Origin of the sequence: Paraburkholderia sp. CI2 (assembly GCF_014201055.1) — a bacterium.
In the GTDB taxonomy this organism is placed as follows: Bacteria; Pseudomonadota; Gammaproteobacteria; order Burkholderiales; family Burkholderiaceae; genus Paraburkholderia; species Paraburkholderia tuberum.
This window is the reverse complement of sequence record NZ_JACHDL010000011.1, coordinates 1-24,586: the sequence shown is the minus strand read 5'-3', so window position 1 is coordinate 24,586 and position 24,586 is coordinate 1. Positions and strand designations below refer to the sequence as shown.

Sequence of the window (24,586 nt, the reverse complement as noted above, 5' to 3'; positions counted from 1 at the left end):
CTTCAAAACGTCATCTGCCATCGTCTCCTGGCCGCTCGGGAGCCGTCGTTCGCGAAACTTACCGGAGAGGCGGAAGTGGGTCGAAAGTACTCATTCGCTGAAGTCGGTGGCGGCCGTGCGCCATTGCCTTGCCGAACGACCGGTCTCCAGCAGTGAGCGGGCATATCGGCGTCGATACACAAACGTCGGCTTAGGCCAATGACACGACGCCGGCATCCGGCGATCGAATGACCGCTCGGTGGAGCTGCCGTCTGAATGTCCTCGCGACGCGTCGGGCGAAGGTCGCCTTCTGGCCGATGACTGCCTCATGCAATGGGCACACATCGCTCGAACTTCGCAAGGCCGCGATCGGCGACACGCGGCCCGTTGTTGACGATGGACGAACACGCGTGGATGTCTCCAATTGAATGGCAACCCGCCGTACGTTGATTGCGGCGCAAATCCGGCTTCGCCGACCTGCCGCCCAGGATTCGCCCCGGAAGTGATTCATCGGGCAGCCTTTATATGCAGTAGAGCAAGCGGACTTGCTCTACATGCACAGCGGACGCCACTCCGTCGCAATCATGGTAACCACAAGAGAGGCCTGCATTATTGTCGTTGCGGATGATCAAGAAAGAAGCGCAGCATTTCGGCACTCGCGTCCGGACCAGTAGCGTCCGTATAACTGCCTCGTGCATTGCCGCCTGCCCAAGCGTGCCCTGCGCCATGAATGGTCCACAACTCGGCGTCGATACCGTCGCCAGAAACCAGCCGCGAGACGGTACAGGCGCGTCGGCCCGCGTCGACCCGACGCGGTTCGCTGCCGGCGTCCGGCCGTGCGTCGAACCTCTGCACGAGCCGCGTGGCATTCGCTACGTGAACGGTGGCATCCGCGTCACCATGAAAGACGATCATGGGCCGTCTCGGTGACAAGTCTGTATCGCCTTGCACACGCCGTGCATTTCGGGGGTGCTTGCCGCCTTTCATCGCCGCGAGCGCGGAGGGTAAATTGTGCGCGCACCGTGCCGGAAGACCGGAATGCACGCCGACCGCGGCATACAGCTCGGGATACTCGGCGATCATGATCGCCGCCATTGCGCCCCCCGCGGACATCCCCGCGACGTACACGCGCGCAGGATCGACGTTGTGGGCCGAGATGATTTCGCGCGTGATGCCTGCGATCAGCGACGGCTCGCCGCGCTCGCGATGCTGATCGTCAGGTTTGAACCAGTTCCAGCACTTCGACGGGTTCGCCTGCTGCGGTTGCACCGGATAAGCTACGAGACATCGATGCCGCTCGGCAAGCGCGTTCATCTGCGTGCCTGCTGCGAAATCGTCGGCGTCCTGCGTGCAGCCGTGCAGCATCACAATCAGTGGCAGCGGCTCGCCGGCGCCACCCGCCGGCACATACAGCCGATATTGACGGCGACCGGCGGCATTCGCATACGCAAGCGTGATGAAAAGTCCTCGTTCCTCCACGTCAATGCAGTCTTCTCGCGCCTTGTGCGCAGTCGCGTCCTTGGTCTTTGCAAACGGGAAGACAACGGGCTCTGGCGTCTTGTCCCGCGACGCAGTTTCGTTCACTGCACCGACGCTTTCCCCTCGCAGTGCGCGTTGTATCGCTTCTGTCGCTTCGGCAACGCCGCGGGTACGCAGCAAAGTCATCGCTTCGTGCATTGAGTTCAGAAAGCCTTCGTTGAGTTTCATCACATTTGTCCGATTACCGGTGTTGAGGGGGTGGGCCTCGCGCGGCTAGTGGATTCTGCCGGCAAGCGCCGTCTTGACTGCGGGCGAAGCGTGAAAGGCTCCCAGCACCACGACGCTTTCGATAGTCGCGAGCGCGAGTTCCGGGGAGACATCGGCGGCAATGCTGGCCAATCCCAGGACCTGAATGTTGAGACGCTCGCGCGCGGCTCGAATCGCCTCGAGATCCTGCCTGGAGAAATGCTGCAGCCCGAGCACGAGCGAACGACGCGCAACCGTTTCCTGGACGACCCGCGCATGTAGCGCGAGCTGGTTGCGAATCGCCGTTCGGATCAGGTCGGTCCGGTTCGCATAGAAGCCTTCTTCAACCAGCAGGTCGATCTGTCCGAGGTCGACGGGTCCGAGGTTGATCGTGATTTTTTCCGAGTCGCCGCCTTTCGAGCGGGGGGTGTCCAATACCGCGGGTTTCTTCATCGCACCATCCTTGCACCATCCATATGGATGGTTATAGGATGGTTTTAGATGCGCCGCAACATAAAAAATTGGGGTCGAGACGCCTTCTGGGCTCGCCGCATCGCTGGTCGTGGGGGCTAGATAGAGCGCTATCGCCGGTCGATGCGCACATGGATAGCTACGAGGTACTGGCCGGTTGGAGGACGCACATCGCGCTGTTCGACCGCATTGTTAAGTTAACGCTGAATAAGACGGCCGAGCAACGGGAGGTTGGCACTGATGTTCGCTCGAACACAACGGATGAGCGTCAAGGCGCAAAACCATCAGAATAAGGCGCGAAATGGAGAGGTTCCCCGACCGGTTTTGACAAATTCAACTGCTATCCTTCAAAACTTGAACCCGTTCACTATCGCGGCTTTATCCAGGTAGTTGCTGCCGCAGGTCTCGCCAAACGCAGTCCATCAGCGCTCAAAATCGGAGTAGTCAACATCCCGCGAACCTCTCAACCCCGATGTCACTCGGGCAGCGAAAGCCGGTACTGCGGAAACGGATTGCGCAGACCTCAACATGGACCAAGGATTACCAGCATACTGGCCCGGTAGAGCCTGAAATTCGTCGTATCGTTCGCACCGCCATGAGGGAGATATGCATAAACCCATCGACACTGAAACGATCCCGAGCAATGAATTGCAGCAGGTCAAGGCGACTTATGCCAAGCTTTGCGAGGACTACATTGCACATCGTAGCGATGGTGAATACCGGGACTATGTGCAATCGGTCATTGCCAACAACGCGAGTCTCGATCGCCACGTGCGCGCGTTCGAAATTTACGCACCGTATATCAAGCGTGGCATGAAAGTGCTCGACTGGGGATGCCGGCACGCGCCAGATTCGTGCATGCTTCGCACGCTCTACCATGACATCGATATATATGGCTGCGACATCTGCAAGGATGGGCAATTCGCGGAATTCCATGAGTACGCCGGGTTATCTTTCGCATCGCTCGATCATGAATTTCTGCTGCCCTACGAAGACAATCAATTCGATGTGGTGATCGGAAGCGGTGTACTCGAGCACGTGGCCCGCGAGCAAAAGAGCCTCGATGAGCTATGGCGCGTGCTGAAAAACGACGGTTTGCTGATAATCACATTTTTACCTAACCGCTTGTCGGTGACCGAAAACGCGTGCAGAGTCATGAAGAAGTACACGGGCCATAATCGGCTGTACAGTCTCAGCGACGCGAAACGCCTGTTTCTCAGGTCAGGGTTTGTGCTCGAAGAATGCGGCTATCACCAGGTCTTTCCCACCTTCGCAAAAGGCATAAAGGGCGGCGGAGCGCTCAACGCACTGGCCAATATCGGCATGAAGCTGAACCGGCCTTTCGAGCGGATACCGATCGTGAATGCAGTCTCGGCTAATCTGTTTTTCATCCTCCGCCGCGTGCATGAGATGTAGCAGGCGGCCGCCAAGGCGGCCTACCTGGCGGGATCATTGGGCAAGGCCGCGCCCTCCTGTTGCGACGTCACAAATCCTCTCAATGCAGGGGTGAGCCGGAAAACGAGCTTCTCGATCTCCACCACGAGGAAAAACAGGACGCCACCACCGACGAGCCACCCCCACGCCGACAAGGGCAGAGCCTCGGTGTGGAAAACGGCATGGAACGGGAACGTATAGGTGAACAGAAGCTGCAAGACCACGACGCCGGCTATTCCGTACCAGAGATTGCGATTGCCTGTATGGGCGCGCACGGACAGCGACGAATCGAGCAGATATCGGATGTTGAGCAGATAGAACACCTGGCCCAGCGTAATGGCGTTGACCGCGGCCGTGCGCGCCATCTGATCCGACGCCCCTTGCGACTTCATCCAGAAGAAGGTGGACAGCGTATAGATCACGAGTGCCGCGCCGACGAACAGGATGCGCCAGATGCCGAAGCGCGTGACGATCGGCCGGTCGATTGCGCGTGGCGAGCGGCGCATCACGTCTGCCTCGTGCGGCTCGAACGAAATGGTCAGGCCGAGCGCGACGGAAGTAACCATGTTGACCCACAGGATCTGCGGCGCCGTGATCGGCAGCGTGAAGGCGAACAGGATCGCCACCGCGATCACCGCGCCTTGCGCGACATTGGTCGGCAGCATGAACAGCATCGCTTTCTCGATGTTGTTGTAGACCGTGCGCCCTTCCTTCACCGCCGCGGAGATCGACGCGAAATTGTCGTCGGCGAGGATCATGCCCGCCGCCTCCTTCGTCACCTCGGTGCCCTTGATCCCCATCGCGACACCGATGTCGGCTTTCTTGAGCGCCGGCGCATCGTTGACGCCGTCGCCCGTCATCGCGACGATCTGCCGATTCGCCTGGATCGCCTTGACGAGCCGCAGCTTGTGCTCGGGACTCGCGCGCGCGAACACGTCGACGCCGCGCACGCATTCCTGCAGCGCCGCATCGTTCATCGCCTCGATCTCGGTGCCGGACACGGCGGTCTTGCCGTCGCCGATGCCCAGCATTCTTGCGATTGCCGCCGCCGTGATCTTGTGGTCGCCCGTGATCATCGTCACGCGAATGCCGCCGCCGTGGCATTCGCGCACGGCGTCGATCGCCTCTTTGCGCGGCGGGTCCATCAGGCCCACGAGGCCGAGCAGTACGAGGGTACGCGGCAGGTCCTGCGGCCCGAGGCCGCCCGTACGCAGGCCCGGGTCCGACAGCCACGCGAGCCCGAGCACGCGCTCGCCTTGCGCGGCGAGCCGGTCGCCCTCCCTCGCGAAGTGCTCGCGATCGAGCGGCGCCGGGCCTTGCGCCGTCTGCTGCCGGTCGCAGTGGTCGAGGATCACCTCTGGCGCGCCTTTGACCAGCAGCATCTCGCCGTCCGTCGAACGGTTCAGCGTCGCCATGAACTTGTGCTCGGACTCGAAGGGGATCGCGTCGATCCTCGGCGCGGCGGCCGTCTCGGCGGCACGGTCCATGCCCAGCTTGGAAGCGAACGGATACAGCGCGCCCTCGGTCGGGTCACCCTCCACTTTCCATTTTCCGTCTTCCTCGAAGAGCTCGGCGTCGTTGCACAACAGCGACACGCGGCCCATCAGCTTCAGCACGTCCGGCGCGGCGCCGAGCGGCTTGCCATCCGCGCTGACCTCTCCTTCGCTGGCGTAGCCGTCGCCTGTCACGGCATAGGCCGCTTCGGCCGTTACGACGGAGGTCACCATCATCTCCATCAGGGTCAGCGTGCCCGTTTTATCCGAGCAGATGCGCGAGACGGCGCCCAGTGTTTCGACCGCCGGCAGGCGGCGAATAATGGCGTTGCGCTGGGCCATGCGCTGCACGCCGATGGCGAGCGTGATGGTGATGAGCGCCGGCAGGCCTTCCGGGATGACCGATACCGCAATCCCCACGATCGCCTGGAACAGCTCGACGAAAGTCATGTGTCCGAGCCAGTGCCCCCAGGAGAAGAGCAGCACGCTGACAACGGCAATCACTGCCGTGATGACGTAGCCGAACTTCTTGATCTGGCGCAGCAGCGGCGTCTCGAGCGCGCTGACCTCGGCGAGCATCTGGTTGATCCGGCCGAGTTCCGTCTGGCTCCCAGTTGACACCACGACGCCGGTTGCCCGGCCCGACAAGACCATCGTGCCGCAGAACGCCATGTTCTCGCGGTCGCCGACCGTGGCTTTGGCGGGTACCGGCGCGGTGCCCTTCTCGGCCGGGAGGGATTCCCCCGTAAGAGCCGCTTCTTCCGTGCGCAGGTTCCTGGCGTCGACGAGACGCATGTCCGCCGGGATTTTGTCGCCCGATTCCAGTAGCACGATGTCGCCAGGCACGAGTTCCTCGGCGGGGATCAAGCGAACCGCTCCGCCACGCATCACGCGCGCTTCCGCGGACAGCATGTTGCGAATCGAGTCGAGCGCCTTCTCGGCGCGTCCTTCCTGCAGGAAGCCGAGCAGCGAGTTGAGGATGACGACGGCCAGAATGACCGAGCCATCGAGCCACAGGCCCAGCATGAACTTGACGAAACCGGCCGCGAGCAGCACGTAGATCAGAACGTTGTGGAGCTGCATCAGGAAGCGTACGACCGGCCCCCTCTTCTTGCCCTGCGGGAGGCGGTTCGGCCCATAGGTGGCCAGCCGCCCGGTCGCTTCCGTTGCATCGAGGCCCTGCGCGGGATCGACGTTGAACTGCCGTTCGATGTCACCGGCCGGCATCGCATGCCACGGCGTCGCACTCTCAACTGAGCTCATCCTCGTGTCTCCCGGTTCCAGTGATTTCGGGTCAGGGGGCCGCTCTCAATGGTCTGGATCGTCCCCGGGTTGATCGGGTCTCGTCTCGCCCACCGCTTCAGCGTCGAGTTCCTCCCTCGCGGCGGTGAGATCCTTCGTCTGCTCTTGCGTGGCTTTCGGATATTCGAGGTCGAGCTTCTCGACGGCCTCGACGATCGCGGCCGCGACGATGAGGCGCGTGAAAGGTTTGTTGTCGGCGGGCACGACGAACCACGGAGCCGCTTCGGAGGCCGTCGCGCGGATCGCCTGTTCATAGGCGCGCATATAGTCGTTCCAGTAGCGACGCTCGCGAACGTCGGCTGCGGAAAACTTCCAGTGCTTGTCGGGATTGTCGAGGCGATCCATGAATCGCCTCTTCTGCTCCCCGTACGACAGGTTCAGATAGAACTTGAGAATGACCACGCCCTGGCGCGTCAGATAGTCCTCGAAGCGCGCGATGTCGGCGAGCCGCTCGTCCCATATGTTGTTGCCGACCCGTGCCGGTGGGATCTTCTGCGCATGGAGCAGATGCTGATGCACGCGCACCACCAGCACCTCTTCATAGTACGAGCGGTTGAAAATGCCGATGTGCCCGCGCTCGGGCACTTTCCTGGAATAGCGCCAAAGGAAGTCGTGGGAGAGTTCCTCATCCGACGGCTGCTTGAACGAGATGACATCGCACCCCTGCGGATTGACGCGCGACATCACGTGCTTGATCGTCCCATCCTTTCCCGCGGCGTCCATGGCCTGGAACACCAGCAGCACGGACCAGGAATCCTGCGCGTAGAGGATCTCCTGCTCCATCGCGAGCCATTTCGACCCGCGCTGGAGCAGTTGCTGCGCCTCTTCCTTATGCATTCTGAGTCCCAGCGTCTCGCCGGGATCGAAATCCTTCAGAAAGAAATCTTTGCCGCTCGTGACGCGGAACGGCTCGGTGTATGCCCGCAGCGCGTCGAGTATTTCCATGCGAACCATCGCTCTTTCTCCACGGCATCTGCATTCAGTTGCACGATTCGCGGATTGCATCGCAACCGCAGTCGTACTGTTCACAACTCTTTCTGATAATAGGTCACGCAAACGGAAACGTGCTCATCGGCACCGACGCTACGCACCCGCATAGCGACGGGAAAACACACGTCTGAACGCTGCCACGTTCCGGACCGCCATGCCGGTCGATCACCGCCTGTCGGCCCCGTCGACCCAGTCGCGACAAGGCCGTCAGACGATAGGCATTACCTGTGCTTATCCTTCACCAGACAGCGCCAACAAAAAAATGGACGAGCACAATGTCGAGCCACGAACACGAACACGGGGAACAGCGGAGTAGTGGGCGTTACCCGCTATTGTCTTTATCTATGCGCTGCGTCGCATGCCACGGCTTTTGCTGTTTGCGATTCCTCTCAACGTGACGATGATCCCGTCGACGCCGACGCAAGGCGGTCACTATCTCGCCGATGTGTTTGCGGGTCTGCTGCCCAGTGCGCTGACGATTGCAGCGCTCAGGCGCTGCATGCACCTGCTGGCGACGCGCAAAGCCGCGAATGCGCCGAGCTCGCGATCCATGCCGGTGCGAACGGCATGAGCTGGACGCTCGGAAGCGGCCGCGCGGACTAACGTGAACGCGGCGCGGCGTGCGCCGCGCCGCCGTGGTTCGAAGCGACTGGAAGACCGCGCGCTAGCCCGGCGCCCGCCCCAACACCTGCGAATCCGACGCCGTCGTCGACGTCTCGTCACGCCCGTGCCCATGCCCCGTCGTCGTGATCGCATTGGTGCCGCCGGGCCGACGCACCGACTTCGCGTGCCGCTCGATCAATCGCTGCAGCAAACAGAACGCGCACAGCAGCGCGCCGATCACGATCCGCGTCCACCACGAACTGAGCGTGCCGTCGAACGTAATCAGCGTCTGGATCGTGCCCAGAATGCCGACGCCGAACAGCGAGCCGACCACATAACCGACGCCGCCCGTCAGCAGCGTGCCGCCGATCACCGTGGCCGCAATCGCATCGAGTTCCATGCCCTGCCCTTGCAGCCCATAGCCCGACAGCACGTAGAACGTGAACACCGCGCCGCCGAGCGCCGAACAGAAGCCGCTCAGCGCATACACGCCGACCCGCGTGCGCGCGACCGGCAGGCCCATCAGCAGCGCCGAGCGCGGATTGCCGCCGACCGCATATACGTTGCGTCCGAAGCGCGTGAAATGGGCGACATAGATCGCGGCCGCGAGCGTCACGGCCGCGATCAGCACGTTCGCCGATACCGAACCGACGCCGACACTGAGACGAAACGCGGAGATCGCCTTGAACGTCGGATCGGTGATCGTGATCGACTGCGTCGTGATCAGAAAGCACAGGCCACGCGCGAAGAACATCCCCGCCAGCGTCACGATGAACGCCTGCAGGCGGAAGTAGTGAATCAGCGCGCCCTGCACCGCGCCGAATACCGTGCCCATCAACAGCACGATCGGAATGATGAGCCACACCGACACATGCATGTGCTCGGACAGCACGGCTTCGACGATCGTCGTCAGCGCGACGATCGAGCCCACCGACAGATCGATGCCCCCCGACACGATCACGAACGTCATGCCGATCGCGACGATCAGCAGGAACGCGTTGTCGACGAGCAGATCGAGCAACACCTGCCACGCGAAGAAACCGGTGTACATCACCGAACCAAAGCCGAACAGCGCGCAGAACAGCAGGACCGTCACCGCGATCGGCAGCGTGCGCGGATCGACCAGGCGGGCGAGTGCTTCGAGAACGCGCGTCATCGTGCCACCCCGCGCGATTTGACGAGCGAGGCGCCGAACGACACCGCGAGCGCGCGTGCCACCGGCGACTGGATCACGCTGACCGCGAGCACGACGGCCGCCTTCACGACGAGCGTCGCTTCCGGCGGCACGCCGATCGAATACGTGGTGTACGTGAGCGTCTGGATGATCAGCGCGCCGAGAACCGTGCCCGCGAAACTGAAGCGGCCGCCGAGCAGCGACGTGCCGCCGAGCGTCACGGCGAGAATCGCGTCGAGTTCGAGCAGCAGGCCCGCGTTGTTGCCGTCCGCGCTACGCACGTTCGAGCTGATCAGGATGCCGGCCAGCGCCGCGGTCAAGCCCGAGAAACCGTACACCGCGAATACGATCGCCTTCGAGCGCAAGCCGACGAGCCGCGTCGCAACCGGGTTCACGCCGATCGCGCGAATGAACAGACCGAGCGCCGTGCCCTCCACCAGGGCGGCGGTCGCCAGCACGGCTACGGTCGCGATCCATACCGAGCACGGCACGCCGAGCCAGTAGCCGCCACCGACGAACAGATAGCCGGGCGCGCCGATCGGGATGATCTGCCCGGCGGTCAGCAGTTGCGCGATGCCACGGCCCGCGACCATCAGAATCAGCGTCGCGATGATCGGCTGCATGCCGACGAACGCGACGAGCAGCCCGTTCCACATGCCGCTCAAGATGCCGACGACGAGCGCGGCCAGCAGCGCCTGCGCGATCAGCGCACCGCTCGGCACGGCCTGGGTCGCGAGTATCGTCGCGGCCGCGGCGCCCGCGATCGCGACCACCGCGCCGACCGAAATATCGATGCCGCGTGTCGCAATCACGAGCGTCATGCCGATCGCGACCAGCACGAGCGGTGCCGCGCGATTCAGGATGTCGATCGGCGCGCCGAACAGGTGGCCGTCGAGCGTGCGCAGCGCGAGAAAATGCGGATTGGCCAGCAGGTTCAGTCCGCCCAGCAACACGAGCGTCACGCATGGCCACAGCAGCGGACGCTCCACCCCGTCGCGCGCGAACCAGTTCGATAGCTTCATTCGCCGCTCCCTGCGATGAGTCGGTAGATGTTGTCCTCGTTCGATGCCTTACCGGCCACCTCGGCGATCTTGCGGCGATCGCGCAGCACCGCGACGCGATGGCTCACGCGCAGCACCTCGCTGATCTCCGACGAGATGAACAGGATGGACAGGCCGTTCGCGCACAGCGCGAGCAGCCGGTCCATGATGTCGAACTTCGCGGCGACGTCGATGCCGCGGGTCGGTTCGTCGAGGATCAGCAGTTTGGGATCGGTTGCCAGCCAGCGCGCGAGCAGCGCCTTCTGCTGGTTGCCGCCGGACAGCAGCGCGATCGGCTGCTCGGCGTCGGACGCCTTGATGCCGAGCCGCTCGATCCACATATCGGCGAGCTCGCGCGCGCGTTGCCGGCTGATCTTGCGCCACCAGCCGCGCCGCGCCTGCAACGCGAGCATGATGTTTTCGCGGATCGACAGTTCGGCGACGATGCCTTCCTTCTTGCGGTCTTCCGCGCAATAGCCGATGCCGTGGCGCACCGCGTCGTGCGGCGTGCGCAGCCGCACGGCGCGCCCTTCGACGAGGATCGTGCCGCTGTCCGCGCGATCCGCGCCGAACAGAAGCCGCGCGGTTTCGGTGCGGCCCGAGCCGAGCAGACCCGCGAGGCCGAGAATCTTGCCGGCCTGCATCTCGAGATCGATCGGCTGCAAGGTGCCGCGACGGCCGACGCCGCGCAGCTCGATGAACGGCTGCGTGGCCGTTGCTTCCGTGTGGTCTTGCGCGACCTCCTGATCGTCGGCGGCCTGTCCTTCGTGCGCCGCTTCGCGCAGACGCGCGCTCATGCGCTCGTGGCCGACCATCTTCGCGACCAGCTGATCCGCGGACAGATCGCGCGCGAGATATTCGCCTTCGCGCTCGCCGTTGCGCATCACCGTGATGCGATCGGAGATCGCATAAGTCTGCTCGATGAAATGCGTGACGAACAGGATCGCAATGCCCGATCGCTTAAGATGTCGAAGTATTTTGAATAGCTGCGCGACTTCGCTGTCGTCGAGGCTCGAAGTCGGTTCGTCGAGAATCAGCACGCGCGCATCGACGGACAACGCTCGCGCGATCGCGACCATCTGCTGCACGGCGATCGGATAGGCGTCGAGCGAGCGCGTGACGTCGAGCGACACGTCGAGGCGCGCGAGCGCTTCCTGCGCGCGCCGCTTGATGTCGGGCCAGTCGATCGCGCCGAAGCGGCGCGGCTGCCGGCCCGCGAAGATGTTCTCCGCCACCGACAGATTCGGGCACAGGTTCACTTCCTGGTACAGCGTGCGCACGCCGGCCGCCTCGGCTTCCTGCGGCGACGCGAACGCGACCACCTCGCCGCCGAGGCGGATCGTGCCGGCATCGGGTGCGAGCACGCCGGTGAGCACGTTGATCAACGTGGATTTGCCGGCGCCGTTCTGGCCCATCAGCGTATGGACCTCGCCGGGAAACAGGCGGAAGTCGACGTGTTGCAACGCCTTGACGCCCGGAAATGTCTTGCTGACGCCGGAGGTCGCCAGAATCGGTTCGCGCGCGCTCATGTCATTCTGTTGGCCTGGCGCGCCCGGCGGCCTGCCGCGCCGCGGCTGGTCCGGCTGATTCGGTTCGGTAGCGGAATGGGTCATGGACCTCGCTCGATCGGCTATGCATGGTTCGGCAGGCCCCAGCGGCATGCTCCCGCGGGCGCATGCTCCTGAAAAGAGACCGCCCGCTGCAGAAGAAAGCAGCCCGGGCGGTCAGGCACCACTGGAGAAACCTGTTCGATGCGTCCGTACTGCACATCTCCTTCGCGCCGTGAGCCCGTTGGCCCCGGCGCCTGAACACCGCACACGCCGCGGCGCTCGCGCGAGCGCTGCCGCGGCGACGTTGCGCGCCGCGTCAGTACTTACGCGACGGCAGAGTTTGCGCGGCCACGCTCATCGGGAAGACAGTCTCCTGAGTCAGGATGCGCTTCGGCAGCGGCTTGCCGGCCACCACGTCTTTCACCGCCGACATCAGCTGCGGTCCGAGCAGCGGGCTGCACTCGACGTCGACGTTCATCTTGCCGGCGGCCATCGCCTGGAAGCCGCCCTTGGTTGCGTCGAACGAAACTACGACGACGTCCTTGCCCGGATGCATGCCGGCTTCTTCCATCGCCTGGATCGCGCCGAGCGCCATGTCGTCGTTATGAGCATAGACGACGTTGATCTTGTTGCCGTAGGTCTTGATGAACGCTTCCATCACCTGCTTGCCGCCGGCGAGCGTGAAGTCGCCGCTTTGCGACGCGATGATCTTGAACTTCGGATCGCTTTTGATCACTTCGATCAGACCCGCGTGGCGGTCGTTGGCCGGCGCGGAGCCGACCGTGCCTTGCAGCTCGGCGATGTTGACCGGACCTTTATCGTCCTTGTAGTGATCCGCGAGCCAGTGGCCGCCGCGCCGTCCTTCTTCGAGGAAGTCCGAGCCGATCATCGTCACGTACAGCGACGTGTCCTTCACGTCGATGTTGCGGTCGGTCAGGATCACCGGAATCTTCGCGGCCTTGGCTTCGAGCAGCACCGGTTCCCAGCCCGATTCGACGACCGGCGAGAACGCGATCACGTCGACCTTCTGCGCGATATACGAGCGGATCGCCTTGATCTGGTTTTCCTGCTTCTGCTGCGCGTCGGAGAATTTGAGGTTGATGCCGGCCTCCGTCGCCGCCGACTTCACCGATTCGGTATTCGCGGTGCGCCATGCGCTTTCCGCACCGACCTGCGCAAAACCGAGCGTAATTTTCTTGTCCTCGGCATGCGCGCCGGGCGTGGCCAGCGTCAGCGCTCCGAGACTCGCGCAAAGCGCGAGCGCGCCCAGAGCGCGACACGCGGCACGTCGTGTATTCGCCATGACAGTCTCCAATAGTTGTTGTGTAGACGACCCAGCGGTCTGCCCGGCCCTCGCGGCCCTCACGACGCATGGATCGTGAGGTAGCGTACTGTGCGACGCGTTAACCGTCCAATCATATGATTCGCGCCCTCGATATCAGTTTTGGTATGGCGCGCCGGTCAGAGCATTGCCGCTCGCTGCCTCAGGTCGGCGTCATTCTCGGAGTGACCCGGCGAAACGTCAGATTGATGCGCTCGCCGCTCACGCGCGGCTCCTTCGGCACCCGATGACGCCACTGCGCCTGCGTGTCGCCTTTCATCACGAGCAGGCTGCCGCCCTTCAGCGAGAACGATTGCACGACGCCGCTGCGGTTGTGCTGCAGATCGAACCTGCGCGCGACGCCGAGGCTCACCGACGCGATTACCGGTTGCTTGCCGAGTTCGGGCTCGCGGTCTGCGTGCCAGCCCATGCTGTCGGCGCCACTGCGGTAGCGATTCAGCAGCACGCTGTTAAAACGCGCGCCGCTGGTCGCCTCGACGGCCGCCTTCAGTTCGGCGACGGCGGGCGTCCATGCTTGCGGCACGTTGCGGATGCCCGAGTACACGTACACCGCGTCCGGCTCGCCCTGCCAGGCGGTCAGACGCGGCAGTGCAACACGGCCGGCGGGCGTGCCCATCATGTCCTGGCGCCATTGCACTTCGTCGATCAGTCGGGCCAGCAGGCGTTCGGCGTCGGCCGCTGCGAGCCAGTCTGGATACCAGTCGACGTCGGGCGTCGGCAGGTCGTTGAATAAATCGGTGCTCATCGGAATGTCTGGGTGCAAGCGGACAAGTCAAAACCCTGACTATTATGGCGACACCGGCTCACCCGCTGATTCACGCGCGTTGCTCTTTCATTCGACGCGGCTCTCCGCGTTCCCTCTGTTCTTTCGCACGGACCACTCCATGACACTTTCCGATCAGGCGCTCGCGCAGCTCTTTCGCGACGCGCGTACGCAAAATGGCTGGCAGAACAAGCCGATCGACGACGCCGTGCTGCGCGAGCTGATGGAGCTCGTACTGCTCGGCCCGACCTCGGCCAATTCCAGTCCGGGCCGCTTCGTGTTCGTCAGGACGCCGGAGGGCAAGGAGAAACTGCGCCCGGCGTTGTCGGCTGGCAATCTCGAGAAAACGATGGCCGCGCCCGTCACGGTGATCGTCGCCATGGACATGGCCTTCTATGAGTATCTGCCGAAACTGTTTCCCCATGCGGATGCGCGCAGCTGGTTCGTCGGCAACGAGCGGTTGATCGCGGACACGGCGTTTCGCAATTCGACGCTGCAAGGCGGGTATCTGATTCTCGCGGCGCGTGCGCTCGGTCTCGACACTGGGCCGATGTCGGGCTTCGATCAGGCCAAGGTCGACGAAGCGTTTTTTGCGGGCACGACGCTGAAGTCGAACTTCCTGATCAATCTTGGCCACGGCGATCCGTCAAAGCTGTTTGCGCGCAGCCCGCGTTTTTCGTTCGACGAAGCCGCGCGCATAGTGTGACGGGGCGTTGATGATGGATGGCGCTGCGGGTGCGCGCCACGCGCTGGATCGGATCGCGTCAGGTCAGCACCGCGATATAAAAGACCACCGTGCCGATCAGCGCACCGATGAAGCAGAAGCCCTCTTCGGCTTCGTCGCCATTCGAGCGCAGCCACGCGCCGACCGCACCGAACAGGCCCGCGATGCCGAGCGCGACGCACACCATCACGACGTCGAACAGCGCGCTTTTGCCGAGTTCGGAGAAATCGATGTTGCGTACGCCGACGTAAAGCGCAATCGCCATCAGCGAGATGCCGACGAGCGGCAGCATCACGTGGCTGCCCTCGCGCCCGACATGATGCTCATGATGAACATGATGCACGTCGTGCGCGTGATGCCACAGGTGGCCCGATTTGAGCAGCTTCATGGTGTGCCTCCCCCCGCCCGATCTTTCCCGGCGACAGAACCAGTCATGGCCGAAGCGCCCTACACTGCCCCGGCAACAAGCTGGCTTGTTTCAAGCATACTCCACGCATGAATACGATTCAAAGCCCATTTAATTCGCTTGCATAGGCATTGAATGCGCGGCGCGCGGCCCTGTAAGTATGTGCTGAGCACGGAATGCGCCTGCCCCGGCGAACACCTTTCGTGGCGCGTCCCGGCGGCTTCGGGGCCGGCGTGTCGTGCGGTGCGGGAGCACGAATTTTGCGGCTACGGCAAGGGACTGAACATGTCGGTAGAATGATTCGCCGCGTTCGTTAACCGATCGCCGCCGCGCTGTCGCTGATGCCGGCCCTTTGGCCTCCTTCCCGCCCTGATCCTCTTTATGCGACGTTCATCGTTTCTTGTCCGCATCATCCTGATTGGCATCCTGCTGCATATCTATGTCGGCTTGCGCCTGATTCCCGACATGCCGATCGACGCGGCCGGCCGCGGGCTGTGCGTGCTGTGGCTCGTGCTGTCGATCTACCTGATCCCGGTCGGCATGATGGCGCGCGGCTTCAAGCGCCAGCCGCTCGGCGACCGTCTCGCGTGGGTGGGCCTGCTCGCGATGGGCTTCTTCTCGTCGCTGCTGGTACTGACGTTCGCGCGCGACCTCGTGCTGGCGTCGCTGCTGACGATCGACGCGATCTGGCCGAACACGCTCACGATCGCGCATTGGCGCACCGGCTCGGCGGCGGCGGTGCCGCTGCTCGCGCTGCTGTCGACGCTGATCGGCCTGTTCAACGCGCGCCGTCGCGCGCGCGTCGTCACGATCGACGTGCCGATCGACGATCTGCCTGCCGCGCTCGACGGCTTCACGATCGTGCAGATCAGTGACATCCACGTCGGCCCGACGATCAAGGGCCGTTATGTCGATGCGATCGTCGACGCGGTGAACCGGCTCAAGCCGGATCTGATCGCGGTGACGGGCGACGTCGTCGACGGCAGCGTGCCGCAGCTGAGCCGGCATACGCAGCCGCTGTCGCGGCTCGCCGCGCGGCACGGTGCGTTTCTCGTGACCGGCAATCACGAGTACTACTCCGGAGCGAACTCGTGGATCGCCGAATTCCGCCGGCTCGGCTTGCGGGTGCTGCTGAACGAACACGTGATCGTCGACCATGACGGCGCGCGCGCCGTGATCGCCGGCGTCACCGATTACTCGGCGGGTCATCACGACCCCGCGCATCGCAGCGACCCGGTCGCGGCGCTCGCCGGCGCGCCGGGCGACGTGCTGATCAGGGTGCTGCTCGCGCATCAGCCGCGTTCGGCCGAAGCGGCCGCGGCGGCCGGCTTTACGCTGCAGTTGTCGGGTCATACGCACGGCGGTCAGTTCTTTCCGTGGAATTTCTTTGTGCGCCTGCAACAGCCGTTCACGGCAGGCCTCGCGCGCCTGAACGGACTCTGGGTTTATACGAGTCGCGGTACGGGCTATTGGGGTCCGCCGAAACGACTCGGTGCGCCTTCGGAAATCACGCGCTTGAGACTCGTGCCGGGCGAACCGGATTGAACTCAACATTCGCAGTCCGGAGCAATTAATTACGGCCTGTCTACGATACGGCTGTAGCAAACCCACATGCGCACTCTCCGCCGATCGCGGCTTGACTGAACTTTGCGCCGCCCTCTAAAATTCGCGCAATTCTTCTAACCGGAATCACGATCTTGGACAGTAGCAGTTGTACCAGCCGAGTATCGATTTGCCCGCTCGCCTGAGCGGCAGGAGTTCCGCGTCAGGTGTCCCTGTCGCCGTCCTGCCCTCGGGCTCGATGGCGCACGTCGCTCTCATTTCATTGTCATTCGCGTACTATCGGTGAAGCGCAGCGTGGCTCGATGCCATGCCGATGCCGCACGCTTGCGGCCGCTGCACGCGTGTGCGCGCGTATTTCGTTCCACCCTCATGCGCTTACCGTGCACGAGGTAGACGACCTGACGTTCCCACGCGTAGGCTTCACCCTGCGGCAGCACGCACGCCAACCTTTCTGAACGATGACACTCGAATTCTTCCTGCGGCTTCTGACCGCTTTTGCTTGCGGCGTCGCGATTGGCCTCGAACGACAGATGCGCCAGCGCACTGCCGGCCTGCGCACGATCACGCTCGTGGCGAGCGGCGCGTGCCTGTTCGTCACGCTCGGCGTGCTGACCGGCAACGGCGTCAGCGGCGTCACGCAGATTGCCGCCTATGTGGTGTCCGGCGTCGGCTTTCTTGGCGGCGGCGTCATCATGCGCGACAAAGGCTCGATCCAGGGGATCAACACCGCGGCGACGCTGTGGTGCTCGGCGGCCGTCGGCGTGTTGAGCGGCGCGGGACATTACGGACCGGCGCTCGCGGGCACCGCGGTCGTGCTGCTGGCCAACACCGCGCTGCGTGAAGTGAGCCGGATGATCAACTCGACGCCGGTTTCAAACGCCGACCTCGTGCGCGAGTACGTGCTGACGATCGTCTGCCGCGAAGCCGACGAGATCAACATTCGCGCCGCGATTTCCAACTCGATGTACTCGGCGCCGCTGTCGTTCCAGAGCCTCACGAGCGAGGATGTCGAGGACGAACCGGCGCGCATTCGCGTGACGGCGACGCTGACGATGCATCCGAAGGATCAATCGAAGCTCGAACAGATGGCGAGCCGCCTGAGCATGGAAAAGAGCGTGTCCAGCGTCAGTTGGACCGCGCGGGAAGCAGAGCCGACGCCCGAGTGAAGCGAGGCGCGTAAGTCTCCTTTGTTCGCGCGCATCGTCTACACTTAGCTGGCAGCAGATTCAGATAATGTTAATTCCGCGTCGTGAACGTGGACTGTCCCATAACCTTCGACTAAGCTCTGTCACCGTGATTTGTTCACACTCAACCAGGGAGTCTCGAATATGGAACACGGCATCATCGCATGGATCATCATCGGCGCGATCGCGGGCTGGCTCGCGGGTGTGCTGGTCAGGGGCGGCGGCTTCGGCCTGATCGTCGACATCATCGTCGGGATCATCGGCGCGTTCATCGGCGGGTGGCTCGCCGGCGTGCTGCATATCTCGCTTGGCGGCGGCTGGATCGGCTCGATCATCACCGCGTTGATCGGCGCGGTCATTCTGCTGTTTATTATCCGGCTCGTGCGACGAGGGTCCTGAGCACGGCATCCGACGTCATCAAGCGCCAGCGGGTTCGAATCGCTGGCGCTTTTTTATGGCCTGTTGCTTCTGCTTTTATCGCCGCGGTTGTGGCCGCCGCAGAATCAGGCCGGCAGCATCGACCCCGTATCGCGCAGCCGTGTATGCCATGCAAACGCCTGATCGAGGCAATGCGGCGTCTGCCCTCCCCAAAGCGACGCATCGCGGTAGTAGTCGCGCAACAGCTCGCGATACCGCGGATGCACGCAATGCTCGATGATCAGCGTCGCACGTTCGCGCGGCGCGAGGCCGCGCAGATCGGCGAGACCCTGCTCGGTGACGACGACGTCGACGTCGTGTTCGTTGTGATCGCAATGCGGCACCATCGGCACGATGCTCGAAATGCGGCCGTTCTTCGCGGTCGACTTGCTCGCGAACACCGCGCACGACGCATTGCGCGCGAAGTCGCCCGAGCCGCCGATGCCGTTCATCATATGCGTGCCGCCGACATGCGTCGAATTGACGTTGCCGTAGATATCGAATTCGAGCGCGGTATTGAGCGCGATCAGACCGAGCCGCCGAATCACCTCGGGATGGTTGCTGACTTCCTGCGGACGCAGCACGAGCCGGTCGCGATAGCGCTCGATATCGCCAAATACCTGCGCCTGTCGCGCGGCCGACAACGTGATCGACGCGCCGGACGCGAACGCGACCTTACCAGCGTCCATCAGATCGAACGTCGAATCCTGAAGGACTTCCGAATAAATTTCGAACACCTCGAAAGGCGAATCGACGAATCCTGCCAGGACCGCGTTGGCGATCGTACCGATGCCCGCCTGCAGCGGCGGCAACTGCTTCGGCATGCGGCCACGCGTGACTTCGTGCTGGAAAAATTCGATCAAATGACCGGCGATCAACGCGGTTTCCCGATCCGCGGGCAGGACCGTGGACGGGCTGTCGGCCATGTCCGTCATCACGATCGCCGCGATTTTCTCGGGCGGAATCTCGATAGCGGGTGTGCCGACGCGATCCTGCGCGCGCACGATCGGCAGCGGCTCGCGATGCGGCCGGCGCCCCGGAATCCAGATGTCGTGCAAGCCTTCGAGCCCGAGCGGCTGCGCAAGATTGATCTCGACGATGACCTTGTCCGCGAGAATCGCGAAGCTCGCCGAATTGCCGACCGACGTCGTCGGCACGATACCGCCGCTCTCCGTGATCGCGGCGGCTTCGATGATCGCGACATCGAGTTTGCCGAGCTGGTTCGCGCGCAGCATCTCGACGGTCTCGGACAGATGCTGATCGACGAACATCACTTCGCCGCGATTGATGGCGTCGCGCAGCGTCTTGTCTACCTGAAACGGCAGACGGCGCGCGAGCACATGCGCTTCGGTCAGCATGCGGTCAACGTCATGACCGAGCGAGGCACCCGTCATCAACGTGATGCGCAGCGGCTCGCCCAGCCGGCGCGCACGCTCGGCGAGCGCGACCGGCACGGCCTTCGCGTCGCCCGCGCGCGTGAAGCCGCTTGCGCCAACCCGCATGCCGTCGTGAATCAGAAGCGCCGCGTCGGCGGCCGTGGTGATTTTTCCGCGCAGCGCGGCGCAGCGAATTCGGTCTTCGTACATGAAAGGGAGTCTCTCCATAGTCGCCAGCTTCGTCTACTGGTGCGCACGTCTGCGGTGGGCTTCGCTCGATAGGCGGTTGCCGCACCCGCCGCGGCGTCTCGATCGGACGGCGTCGCGAGCAGGTGTTGGGTCGCGCGATAGGATCCGCGACAGGTCTTGCGCGTGAGGCAGCCGGACTTAGCTGCCGAAGTAGATGTTGCAGAAGCTCATCGGGCCGACACATTCATCAGCTTTCGCTTTCGGCGCTTCCACATGCTTGCGCGGGGCAACCTTATCGGTGCGCTGGCCATCCGCTTGCGCGACCTGCTGCTCCGGCGCGGCCGGCGCCGTCTGTGCATAGGCGGCGGCAGCGGTGGACAAAGAACAGGCAATCAGGACCATCTTCAACACTTTCATCTCGTTCTCCAGGACTTACGACTACTGCGACGAATACTGCGAGGCAGTGACGAAACTATATGACCGCCACCTACGCGAATAAACGGGGCCGCCCGGAAGGGATCTTTCCATCTGGCAGAAAGATCCACGCAGCATTGCTCAGCGACGATTGAAGGGCGCGTCCTTGTCGAGCAACGCGCTGCGAATGAAGTGCAGACAGCTCAAGATACGTTGCAGATCGTGATGCCGGTCGCGCTCGGCGTGCACTGCCTGCAGCATGTCTTGCGCGAGCCAGGTGGCCGAGCGCACGGCGACGAGTGCGCGTTCGAGCGAACGTGGACCTGGGCGTTCGAAGAGCCGGGCGAGATCGTCGCACGTGTGTTCGATCACGCTGCGCCAACGCGGCTGAAGGAGGTCGGCATAATCGGCGCGTGCGGCTTCGTTGCGCAGATCGATGACGGCGTGACCTACTTCGATCGTCGCGAGCATCCAGCGAAGTGCGTCGCGCCGTCGTCGTGAACGGTGCGTCAACAGCACGCGCAGCTGCGAAGTCAGATCATGCGTGCCCGACTGGAAACGTTGGTTCAGACCCGGCAGCGCGTCCTTGCATGCCGACACCGTTTGCGCTCGCAGGTCGCCCATGATCCGGTCGATGAGCCAGCGCATATCGGCGGGAAAGACCACCGCGAAAACAACCGCTGCAAGCAGCATCGACGCGGTGAGCGCGATGCCGTTGTTGATCAGCAGATCGGGCACGTAGCTGACGACGTTGTCCGGCCCGGCCAGCAGACAGAAGAACACCGAAAAGCCGATGCCAAGCCCAGCCGCGCCGCGACGCGTCGCGATGAATGCGCCGAGCGCGAGCACCGGCGCGAGTACCGCGCAAAGCAGCGGGAAACCATCGATGTTCGGATACACGTAGCACATGAACACATAGCCGGCCAGCGTCGCGAGCACCGCGCCGATCGCCATCTGGATGGCCATTCTGGTGGCGCTTGGCGCGGTGGACGTCAACGCGCAGACCAGTGTTGCGCCAATTACGGCGAGACCGCCGCTCGGCCAGTTGGTCGCGATCCAGAACGCACCGGCGATTCCGATGACGACAGCCGAGCGCACGAATGTGAACAATACGGCGAAATGGTTTGTGCGGCTTATAGGTCTGCTTGTGCGGTGGCTCTTGGTTGGGCTTGAGCTGCATCGTAGGCTGTGCTGCCGGCTTGCTGTTTTGCGCCACAAGCATGCACAGGTTTGCGAATAGTTTATCCATTCGCCCACGAATCGATACAGCAATTCGGCTGCCGTGTCGAAGTCCGCAAGCGATTCCGCGGACGCGGCTTCGAGTGCCCGCCTGGTTTCGCGTACCCGGCGTGGCAAGCTCGCTCGAAAGGGGCGCAGATCGGCTGCTGCGTGCGATGCTTCGACGCCGGCTTCAGCTTGTGCTTCGAACAAGCCTCCCAGTTCGTCGAGGTACGGACCGATGGCCGCGAGTATCGACACAGCGCGGCTGGCGCGCAACCGTTTGAGCAACTGATTCAGCGCATGCAGACGCGCGCACGCATCCATGAATTCGCGATTCAGACGCGCCAGATGCGCACTGCGCGAGCGCATCGCCGGATCTTCGAATGCGACGAACGTGCGGGTTGCTTCGAAGCCAGCGATTTCGTCGACGAAATCCGCGAAACGCCGTTCGAACTGATTGCGCTCGAGCCCGCGTGCGAGCACCTCGACAGCATACGCAGTAAAATTCGCGTACCTGATCTGAAGGTTATGTCGCAGCGCAAGGATCGAGCGCTGGGGCAGCAGCAACGCGCTGACCGCGCTCGAACACACGATGCCGACCGCCACTTCCGCGGCACGCGTGAGTGCGGCGAGGAACAGTCCCTGAGGCGTCGTCACGTTTGGAATGCCGATCAGCGCGGCGGTGTAACCCGCGAGCACAAAACCGTACCATCTGAAATGCCGATACCGGACCGCCGCAGCAATACAGGCGCTCACCCACACGATCATGCCGAGCATGTACAGTTCGGGCTGCTGAACGAACAGCCCGCCGAGCACGAGCGCGGCCACGGTCCCTACTGCCGTTCCGAGAATCCGGTAGAAGCTCTTCGCGAGCACCATGCCGCTGAACGGTTGCATCAACACAAAGACAGTGGTCATCGCAATGCGCGGCTGCGGCAAATCGAGCAGCATCGCGATGCCCAGCGCCAGCAGACCGGCGGTGACCGTCTTCAGCAGATGCAGCCAGGTCAGACCGTCGCTGGTGGCCCAGTCGCGCACGGCGCGATTGAGTTTGGCTCGGCTGAGGCGTCGCCGCATGACGCCGCGCGGACCGACGAAATCCGCCGACGGTTCGGTCGCATGATCGGGTTTCATCTGAAAACAGTGCACCCTACGTGGTCGCTGAGAGAGCCTCCGGATAGAATGGCCGACACCGGCAGGCGAGGCGCCGATTGTAGGAGTCCGCGATGTGTACATTAAGCCGATGGGTGCAGAACATCTGTTCCAGAACGGACAACAATAGTGTTCTGAGACTGACGGAAAATATGATCTTGATCATGAAACAGAAGGTTTGATGGACACGCTACAAAATATGCGAGTGTTTGTGCGCGTGGTCGAAGCCGGTAGCTTCACCGCGGCCGCGCAATCGCTCAATTCAACGACCGGCGCGATGTCTCGCGCGGTCTCGGAGCTTGAAGCACATCTGCGCACGCGCCTGCTGAATCGATCGACGCGTCGGCTTGCGCTGACCACCGCCGGCGAGCGCTATCTGAAACGATCGCAGCAGATCCTCGCGGATGTCGATGTTGCGGAAGAAGAAGCCAGTTGCGCACACGAGCGACCAACCGGCGCACTGCGCATGCATAGCTTTGCGAGCATCGGCCAGCACTACGTCCTGCCGGCCATTTCGCGTTACCGCGAGCTTTATCCTGATGTGACCGTCGAGTTGACGCTATCGCAGCGCATGCCCGATCTGTTCGAGGGCAGCGCCGACGTGGCCGTGATCGGCGCATCGACGCTGCCGAATTCGGACCTCGTATCGTTTCCGCTGGGGACGACGTTCAGCATCCTGTGCGCATCGCCGGCCTACGTGCGGGCGCACGGCGCGCCGCAAGAACCGGCTGACCTTGCGCATCACGAATGTCTGATCCTGCATACGCCGGCGTTCCCGCCACATGAATGGACGCTTGACGGCCCGAACGGCAGTGAGTTGATGGAAGTCGACGGCCCCGTGCATGTGAACATCGCCGAATCATTGATCGTGGCGATCCGCGAAGGCATGGGCATCGGCATGGTGCCGCTCTACGCGGCCATTTCCGGGTTGCGCGATGGCACGCTGGTGCGCGTGTTGCCGGAATATACGCTGCAAAAGACGACTGTTTATGCGCTCTATCCGTCGCGCAAATTCATCGATGCAAAGACGCGCACGTGGGTCGAATTCTTGCGCTCGCATCTGCCGAAGGTGATTGCACGCGACGAAGCATTGCTTGCTGAGGTCGGGCAACTGGGGGGCGGAGATGACCCAGTGCAGCTGGTTGGAGTTGCCCCTGTAACTCAGGACGCGCAGGACACCGTTAGGTCAATGAAATCGCGGCAGCACGCCTGAACTCACGCGGCGAGCGGTATTCCAGGGCTTTGTGCGGATGGCGCTCATTGTAGTGTTCAAATGCAACAGCCAGACACGAGAGCGCCGCAGGCGCGTCAGGCTCGTCCATACAGGCGACGTAATTGCCGCTTCATGATCTTCACGAACGATTCGACCATGCCATTGCTCTGCGGAGAACGTGCCGGCGTTGTCAATGACTCCAGGGCCAATTCGCGAGCGAAGCTGCGAGTGCGGTGGTCGACATAAGCCGAGCCGTTGTCCGTCAACCATTCGATGGGCGGCGCGACCTGCCCGGTGCCGAATTGCTGCGCGACGGCGGCCAGCATCGCGTCGCGCACTACATCACCGCTATGCCCGCCGGTCCCCGCCGCCCAGCCAATCGCCTCTCCGATCGCAGCAGTCGAGTGCGAACGTTACGCGCAACGGCGTGCCATCGTCGCACCGGAACATCTGTGTCGCGATCAGCCTGCACCACCCAGTTGTAGATGGTCTGTGCAGTCGGCTCGAACTCCTTTTCCAGTTCCTCCGGCCTGCGTCCGGCCTTCACCAGCTCGACCATTTGCGCCCGAAATTCCGCCGGGTACGGGGTACGATGCTTGCCCATAATCGGCACCTCCTTCTCCAAAGGATAGATGTCCGTTTTTCTGGGTCAACGTCGGTATGCGCAAAAAAGCGTCGATCAACAGGCTACTTTTGGCAGTGGCTGGCAACGGCGTCCGACCACGCTTATTGTTCGTGCTCGGTCGAGCATGTTGCTGTTGATTTGGGCCGCGTAAACGCAGAAACCCCACCGCGGCGGGTGGGGTTTCTGACTGGGGGGGAGCCTGACGATTACCTACTTTCACACGGGCAATCCGCACT

Annotated in this window: 20 protein-coding genes and 2 pseudogenes; 8 read left to right on the top strand and 14 right to left on the bottom strand. The window is 63.0% G+C overall.

Going from position 1 to position 24,586, the window contains the following annotated elements; genetic code table 11:
• Positions 1–588 precede the first annotated feature (588 nt).
• Together HDG32_RS16860 and HDG32_RS16855 are read right to left on the bottom strand one after the other, a co-directional pair.
• Positions 589–1,686 carry a PHB depolymerase family esterase gene (locus tag HDG32_RS16860; RefSeq protein WP_184069094.1) on the bottom strand — a complete coding sequence of 366 codons (1,098 nt, stop codon included), beginning with the start codon at positions 1,684–1,686 and terminating at the stop codon, positions 589–591.
• 45 nt (positions 1,687–1,731) lie between these two features.
• Positions 1,732–2,157, bottom strand: coding sequence for a CopG family transcriptional regulator (locus HDG32_RS16855; RefSeq protein WP_018420777.1), 426 nt, complete (start codon positions 2,155–2,157; stop codon positions 1,732–1,734).
• A gap of 149 nt (positions 2,158–2,306) precedes the next feature.
• On the opposite strand from HDG32_RS16855, the gene HDG32_RS16850 reads away from it, so the two are divergent.
• Together HDG32_RS16850 and HDG32_RS16845 are read left to right on the top strand one after the other, a co-directional pair.
• Positions 2,307–2,468, top strand: a complete 162-nt coding sequence (locus HDG32_RS16850; RefSeq protein WP_184069092.1) for a hypothetical protein — start codon at positions 2,307–2,309, stop codon at positions 2,466–2,468.
• A gap of 313 nt (positions 2,469–2,781) precedes the next feature.
• Positions 2,782–3,591, top strand: a complete 810-nt coding sequence (locus HDG32_RS16845) for a bifunctional 2-polyprenyl-6-hydroxyphenol methylase/3-demethylubiquinol 3-O-methyltransferase UbiG (RefSeq protein ID WP_090806167.1) — start codon at positions 2,782–2,784, stop codon at positions 3,589–3,591.
• 20 nt (positions 3,592–3,611) lie between these two features.
• Here HDG32_RS16845 and HDG32_RS16840 read toward each other — a convergent pair whose 3' ends face one another.
• Together HDG32_RS16840 and HDG32_RS16835 are read right to left on the bottom strand one after the other, a co-directional pair.
• A complete protein-coding gene (locus HDG32_RS16840) occupies positions 3,612–6,365 on the bottom strand; it encodes an HAD-IC family P-type ATPase (protein ID WP_184069090.1) in 2,754 nt (917 codons plus the stop codon).
• A gap of 45 nt (positions 6,366–6,410) precedes the next feature.
• Positions 6,411–7,358 carry a polyphosphate kinase 2 family protein gene (locus tag HDG32_RS16835; protein WP_184069088.1) on the bottom strand — a complete coding sequence of 316 codons (948 nt, stop codon included), beginning with the start codon at positions 7,356–7,358 and terminating at the stop codon, positions 6,411–6,413.
• Positions 7,359–7,722: 364 nt separating this feature from the next.
• On the opposite strand from HDG32_RS16835, the pseudogene HDG32_RS16830 reads away from it, so the two are divergent.
• Positions 7,723–7,965: pseudogene (locus HDG32_RS16830) on the top strand (phosphatase PAP2 family protein); the annotation flags it as partial.
• Between the two features lie 93 nt (positions 7,966–8,058).
• On the opposite strand, the gene yjfF reads toward HDG32_RS16830, so the two are convergent.
• From yjfF to HDG32_RS16805, 5 genes are all read right to left on the bottom strand, one after another.
• On the bottom strand, positions 8,059–9,153 hold the full coding sequence (yjfF, locus tag HDG32_RS16825) for a galactofuranose ABC transporter, permease protein YjfF (RefSeq protein WP_184069084.1): 1,095 nt from the start codon (positions 9,151–9,153) through the stop codon (positions 8,059–8,061).
• Positions 9,150–10,193 (bottom strand): ABC transporter permease, encoded by a 1,044-nt coding sequence (locus tag HDG32_RS16820; RefSeq protein ID WP_184069082.1) that lies wholly within the window; start codon positions 10,191–10,193, stop codon positions 9,150–9,152. The genes yjfF and HDG32_RS16820 overlap by 4 nt, the downstream gene beginning before the upstream one ends.
• Positions 10,190–11,824, bottom strand: a complete 1,635-nt coding sequence (locus HDG32_RS16815) for a sugar ABC transporter ATP-binding protein (RefSeq protein ID WP_184069080.1) — start codon at positions 11,822–11,824, stop codon at positions 10,190–10,192. Before HDG32_RS16815 ends, HDG32_RS16820 begins: the two co-directional genes overlap by 4 nt.
• 253 nt (positions 11,825–12,077) lie before the next feature.
• Positions 12,078–13,064, bottom strand: a complete 987-nt coding sequence (locus HDG32_RS16810; RefSeq protein WP_090806177.1) for an ABC transporter substrate-binding protein — start codon at positions 13,062–13,064, stop codon at positions 12,078–12,080.
• A 181-nt stretch (positions 13,065–13,245) separates the two neighbouring features.
• Positions 13,246–13,848 carry an alpha-ketoglutarate-dependent dioxygenase AlkB gene (locus tag HDG32_RS16805; RefSeq protein ID WP_184069078.1) on the bottom strand — a complete coding sequence of 201 codons (603 nt, stop codon included), beginning with the start codon at positions 13,846–13,848 and terminating at the stop codon, positions 13,246–13,248.
• A gap of 139 nt (positions 13,849–13,987) precedes the next feature.
• On the opposite strand from HDG32_RS16805, the gene HDG32_RS16800 reads away from it, so the two are divergent.
• Positions 13,988–14,572, top strand: coding sequence for a malonic semialdehyde reductase (locus tag HDG32_RS16800; protein WP_184069076.1), 585 nt, complete (start codon positions 13,988–13,990; stop codon positions 14,570–14,572).
• 58 nt (positions 14,573–14,630) lie between these two features.
• On the opposite strand, the gene HDG32_RS16795 is transcribed toward HDG32_RS16800, so the two are convergent.
• Positions 14,631–14,978, bottom strand: a complete 348-nt coding sequence (locus HDG32_RS16795; RefSeq protein ID WP_184069074.1) for a hypothetical protein — start codon at positions 14,976–14,978, stop codon at positions 14,631–14,633.
• Positions 14,979–15,377: 399 nt separating this feature from the next.
• Here HDG32_RS16795 and HDG32_RS16790 point away from each other — a divergent pair, with 399 nt between their 5' ends.
• The 3 genes from HDG32_RS16790 to HDG32_RS16780 all read left to right on the top strand — a co-directional run bounded on the left by HDG32_RS16790 (position 15,378) and on the right by HDG32_RS16780 (position 18,142).
• Positions 15,378–16,541: a metallophosphoesterase gene (locus HDG32_RS16790; RefSeq protein ID WP_184038688.1), complete on the top strand. Its 1,164-nt coding sequence runs from the start codon at positions 15,378–15,380 to the stop codon at positions 16,539–16,541.
• Positions 16,542–17,017: 476 nt separating this feature from the next.
• Complete coding sequence (locus HDG32_RS16785) at positions 17,018–17,725, top strand: MgtC/SapB family protein (RefSeq protein ID WP_090806188.1); 708 nt, start codon at positions 17,018–17,020, stop codon at positions 17,723–17,725.
• A gap of 162 nt (positions 17,726–17,887) precedes the next feature.
• Positions 17,888–18,142, top strand: a complete 255-nt coding sequence (locus HDG32_RS16780; RefSeq protein WP_018420763.1) for a GlsB/YeaQ/YmgE family stress response membrane protein — start codon at positions 17,888–17,890, stop codon at positions 18,140–18,142.
• A gap of 104 nt (positions 18,143–18,246) precedes the next feature.
• On the opposite strand, the gene HDG32_RS16775 is transcribed toward HDG32_RS16780, so the two are convergent.
• From HDG32_RS16775 to HDG32_RS16765, 3 genes are all read right to left on the bottom strand, one after another.
• Entirely contained in the window at positions 18,247–19,746 is a 1,500-nt protein-coding gene (locus tag HDG32_RS16775; protein WP_184069072.1) for an acetyl-CoA hydrolase/transferase family protein, read from the bottom strand.
• Positions 19,747–19,923: 177 nt separating this feature from the next.
• Positions 19,924–20,142: a hypothetical protein gene (locus HDG32_RS16770; RefSeq protein WP_090806192.1), complete on the bottom strand. Its 219-nt coding sequence runs from the start codon at positions 20,140–20,142 to the stop codon at positions 19,924–19,926.
• A 138-nt stretch (positions 20,143–20,280) separates the two neighbouring features.
• On the bottom strand, positions 20,281–22,494 hold the full coding sequence (locus tag HDG32_RS16765) for an FUSC family protein (RefSeq protein ID WP_184069070.1): 2,214 nt from the start codon (positions 22,492–22,494) through the stop codon (positions 20,281–20,283).
• Between the two features lie 199 nt (positions 22,495–22,693).
• On the opposite strand from HDG32_RS16765, the gene HDG32_RS16760 reads away from it, so the two are divergent.
• The gene (locus HDG32_RS16760; RefSeq protein WP_184069068.1) at positions 22,694–23,725 is read left to right on the top strand and encodes a LysR family transcriptional regulator; all 1,032 of its coding nucleotides are present in this window, start codon (positions 22,694–22,696) and stop codon (positions 23,723–23,725) included.
• On the opposite strand, the pseudogene HDG32_RS16755 reads toward HDG32_RS16760, so the two are convergent.
• A pseudogene (locus HDG32_RS16755) lies at positions 23,694–24,172 on the bottom strand (DDE-type integrase/transposase/recombinase); the annotation flags it as partial. The gene HDG32_RS16760 and the pseudogene HDG32_RS16755 overlap by 32 nt on opposite strands.
• Positions 24,173–24,586: the final 414 nt, after the last annotated feature.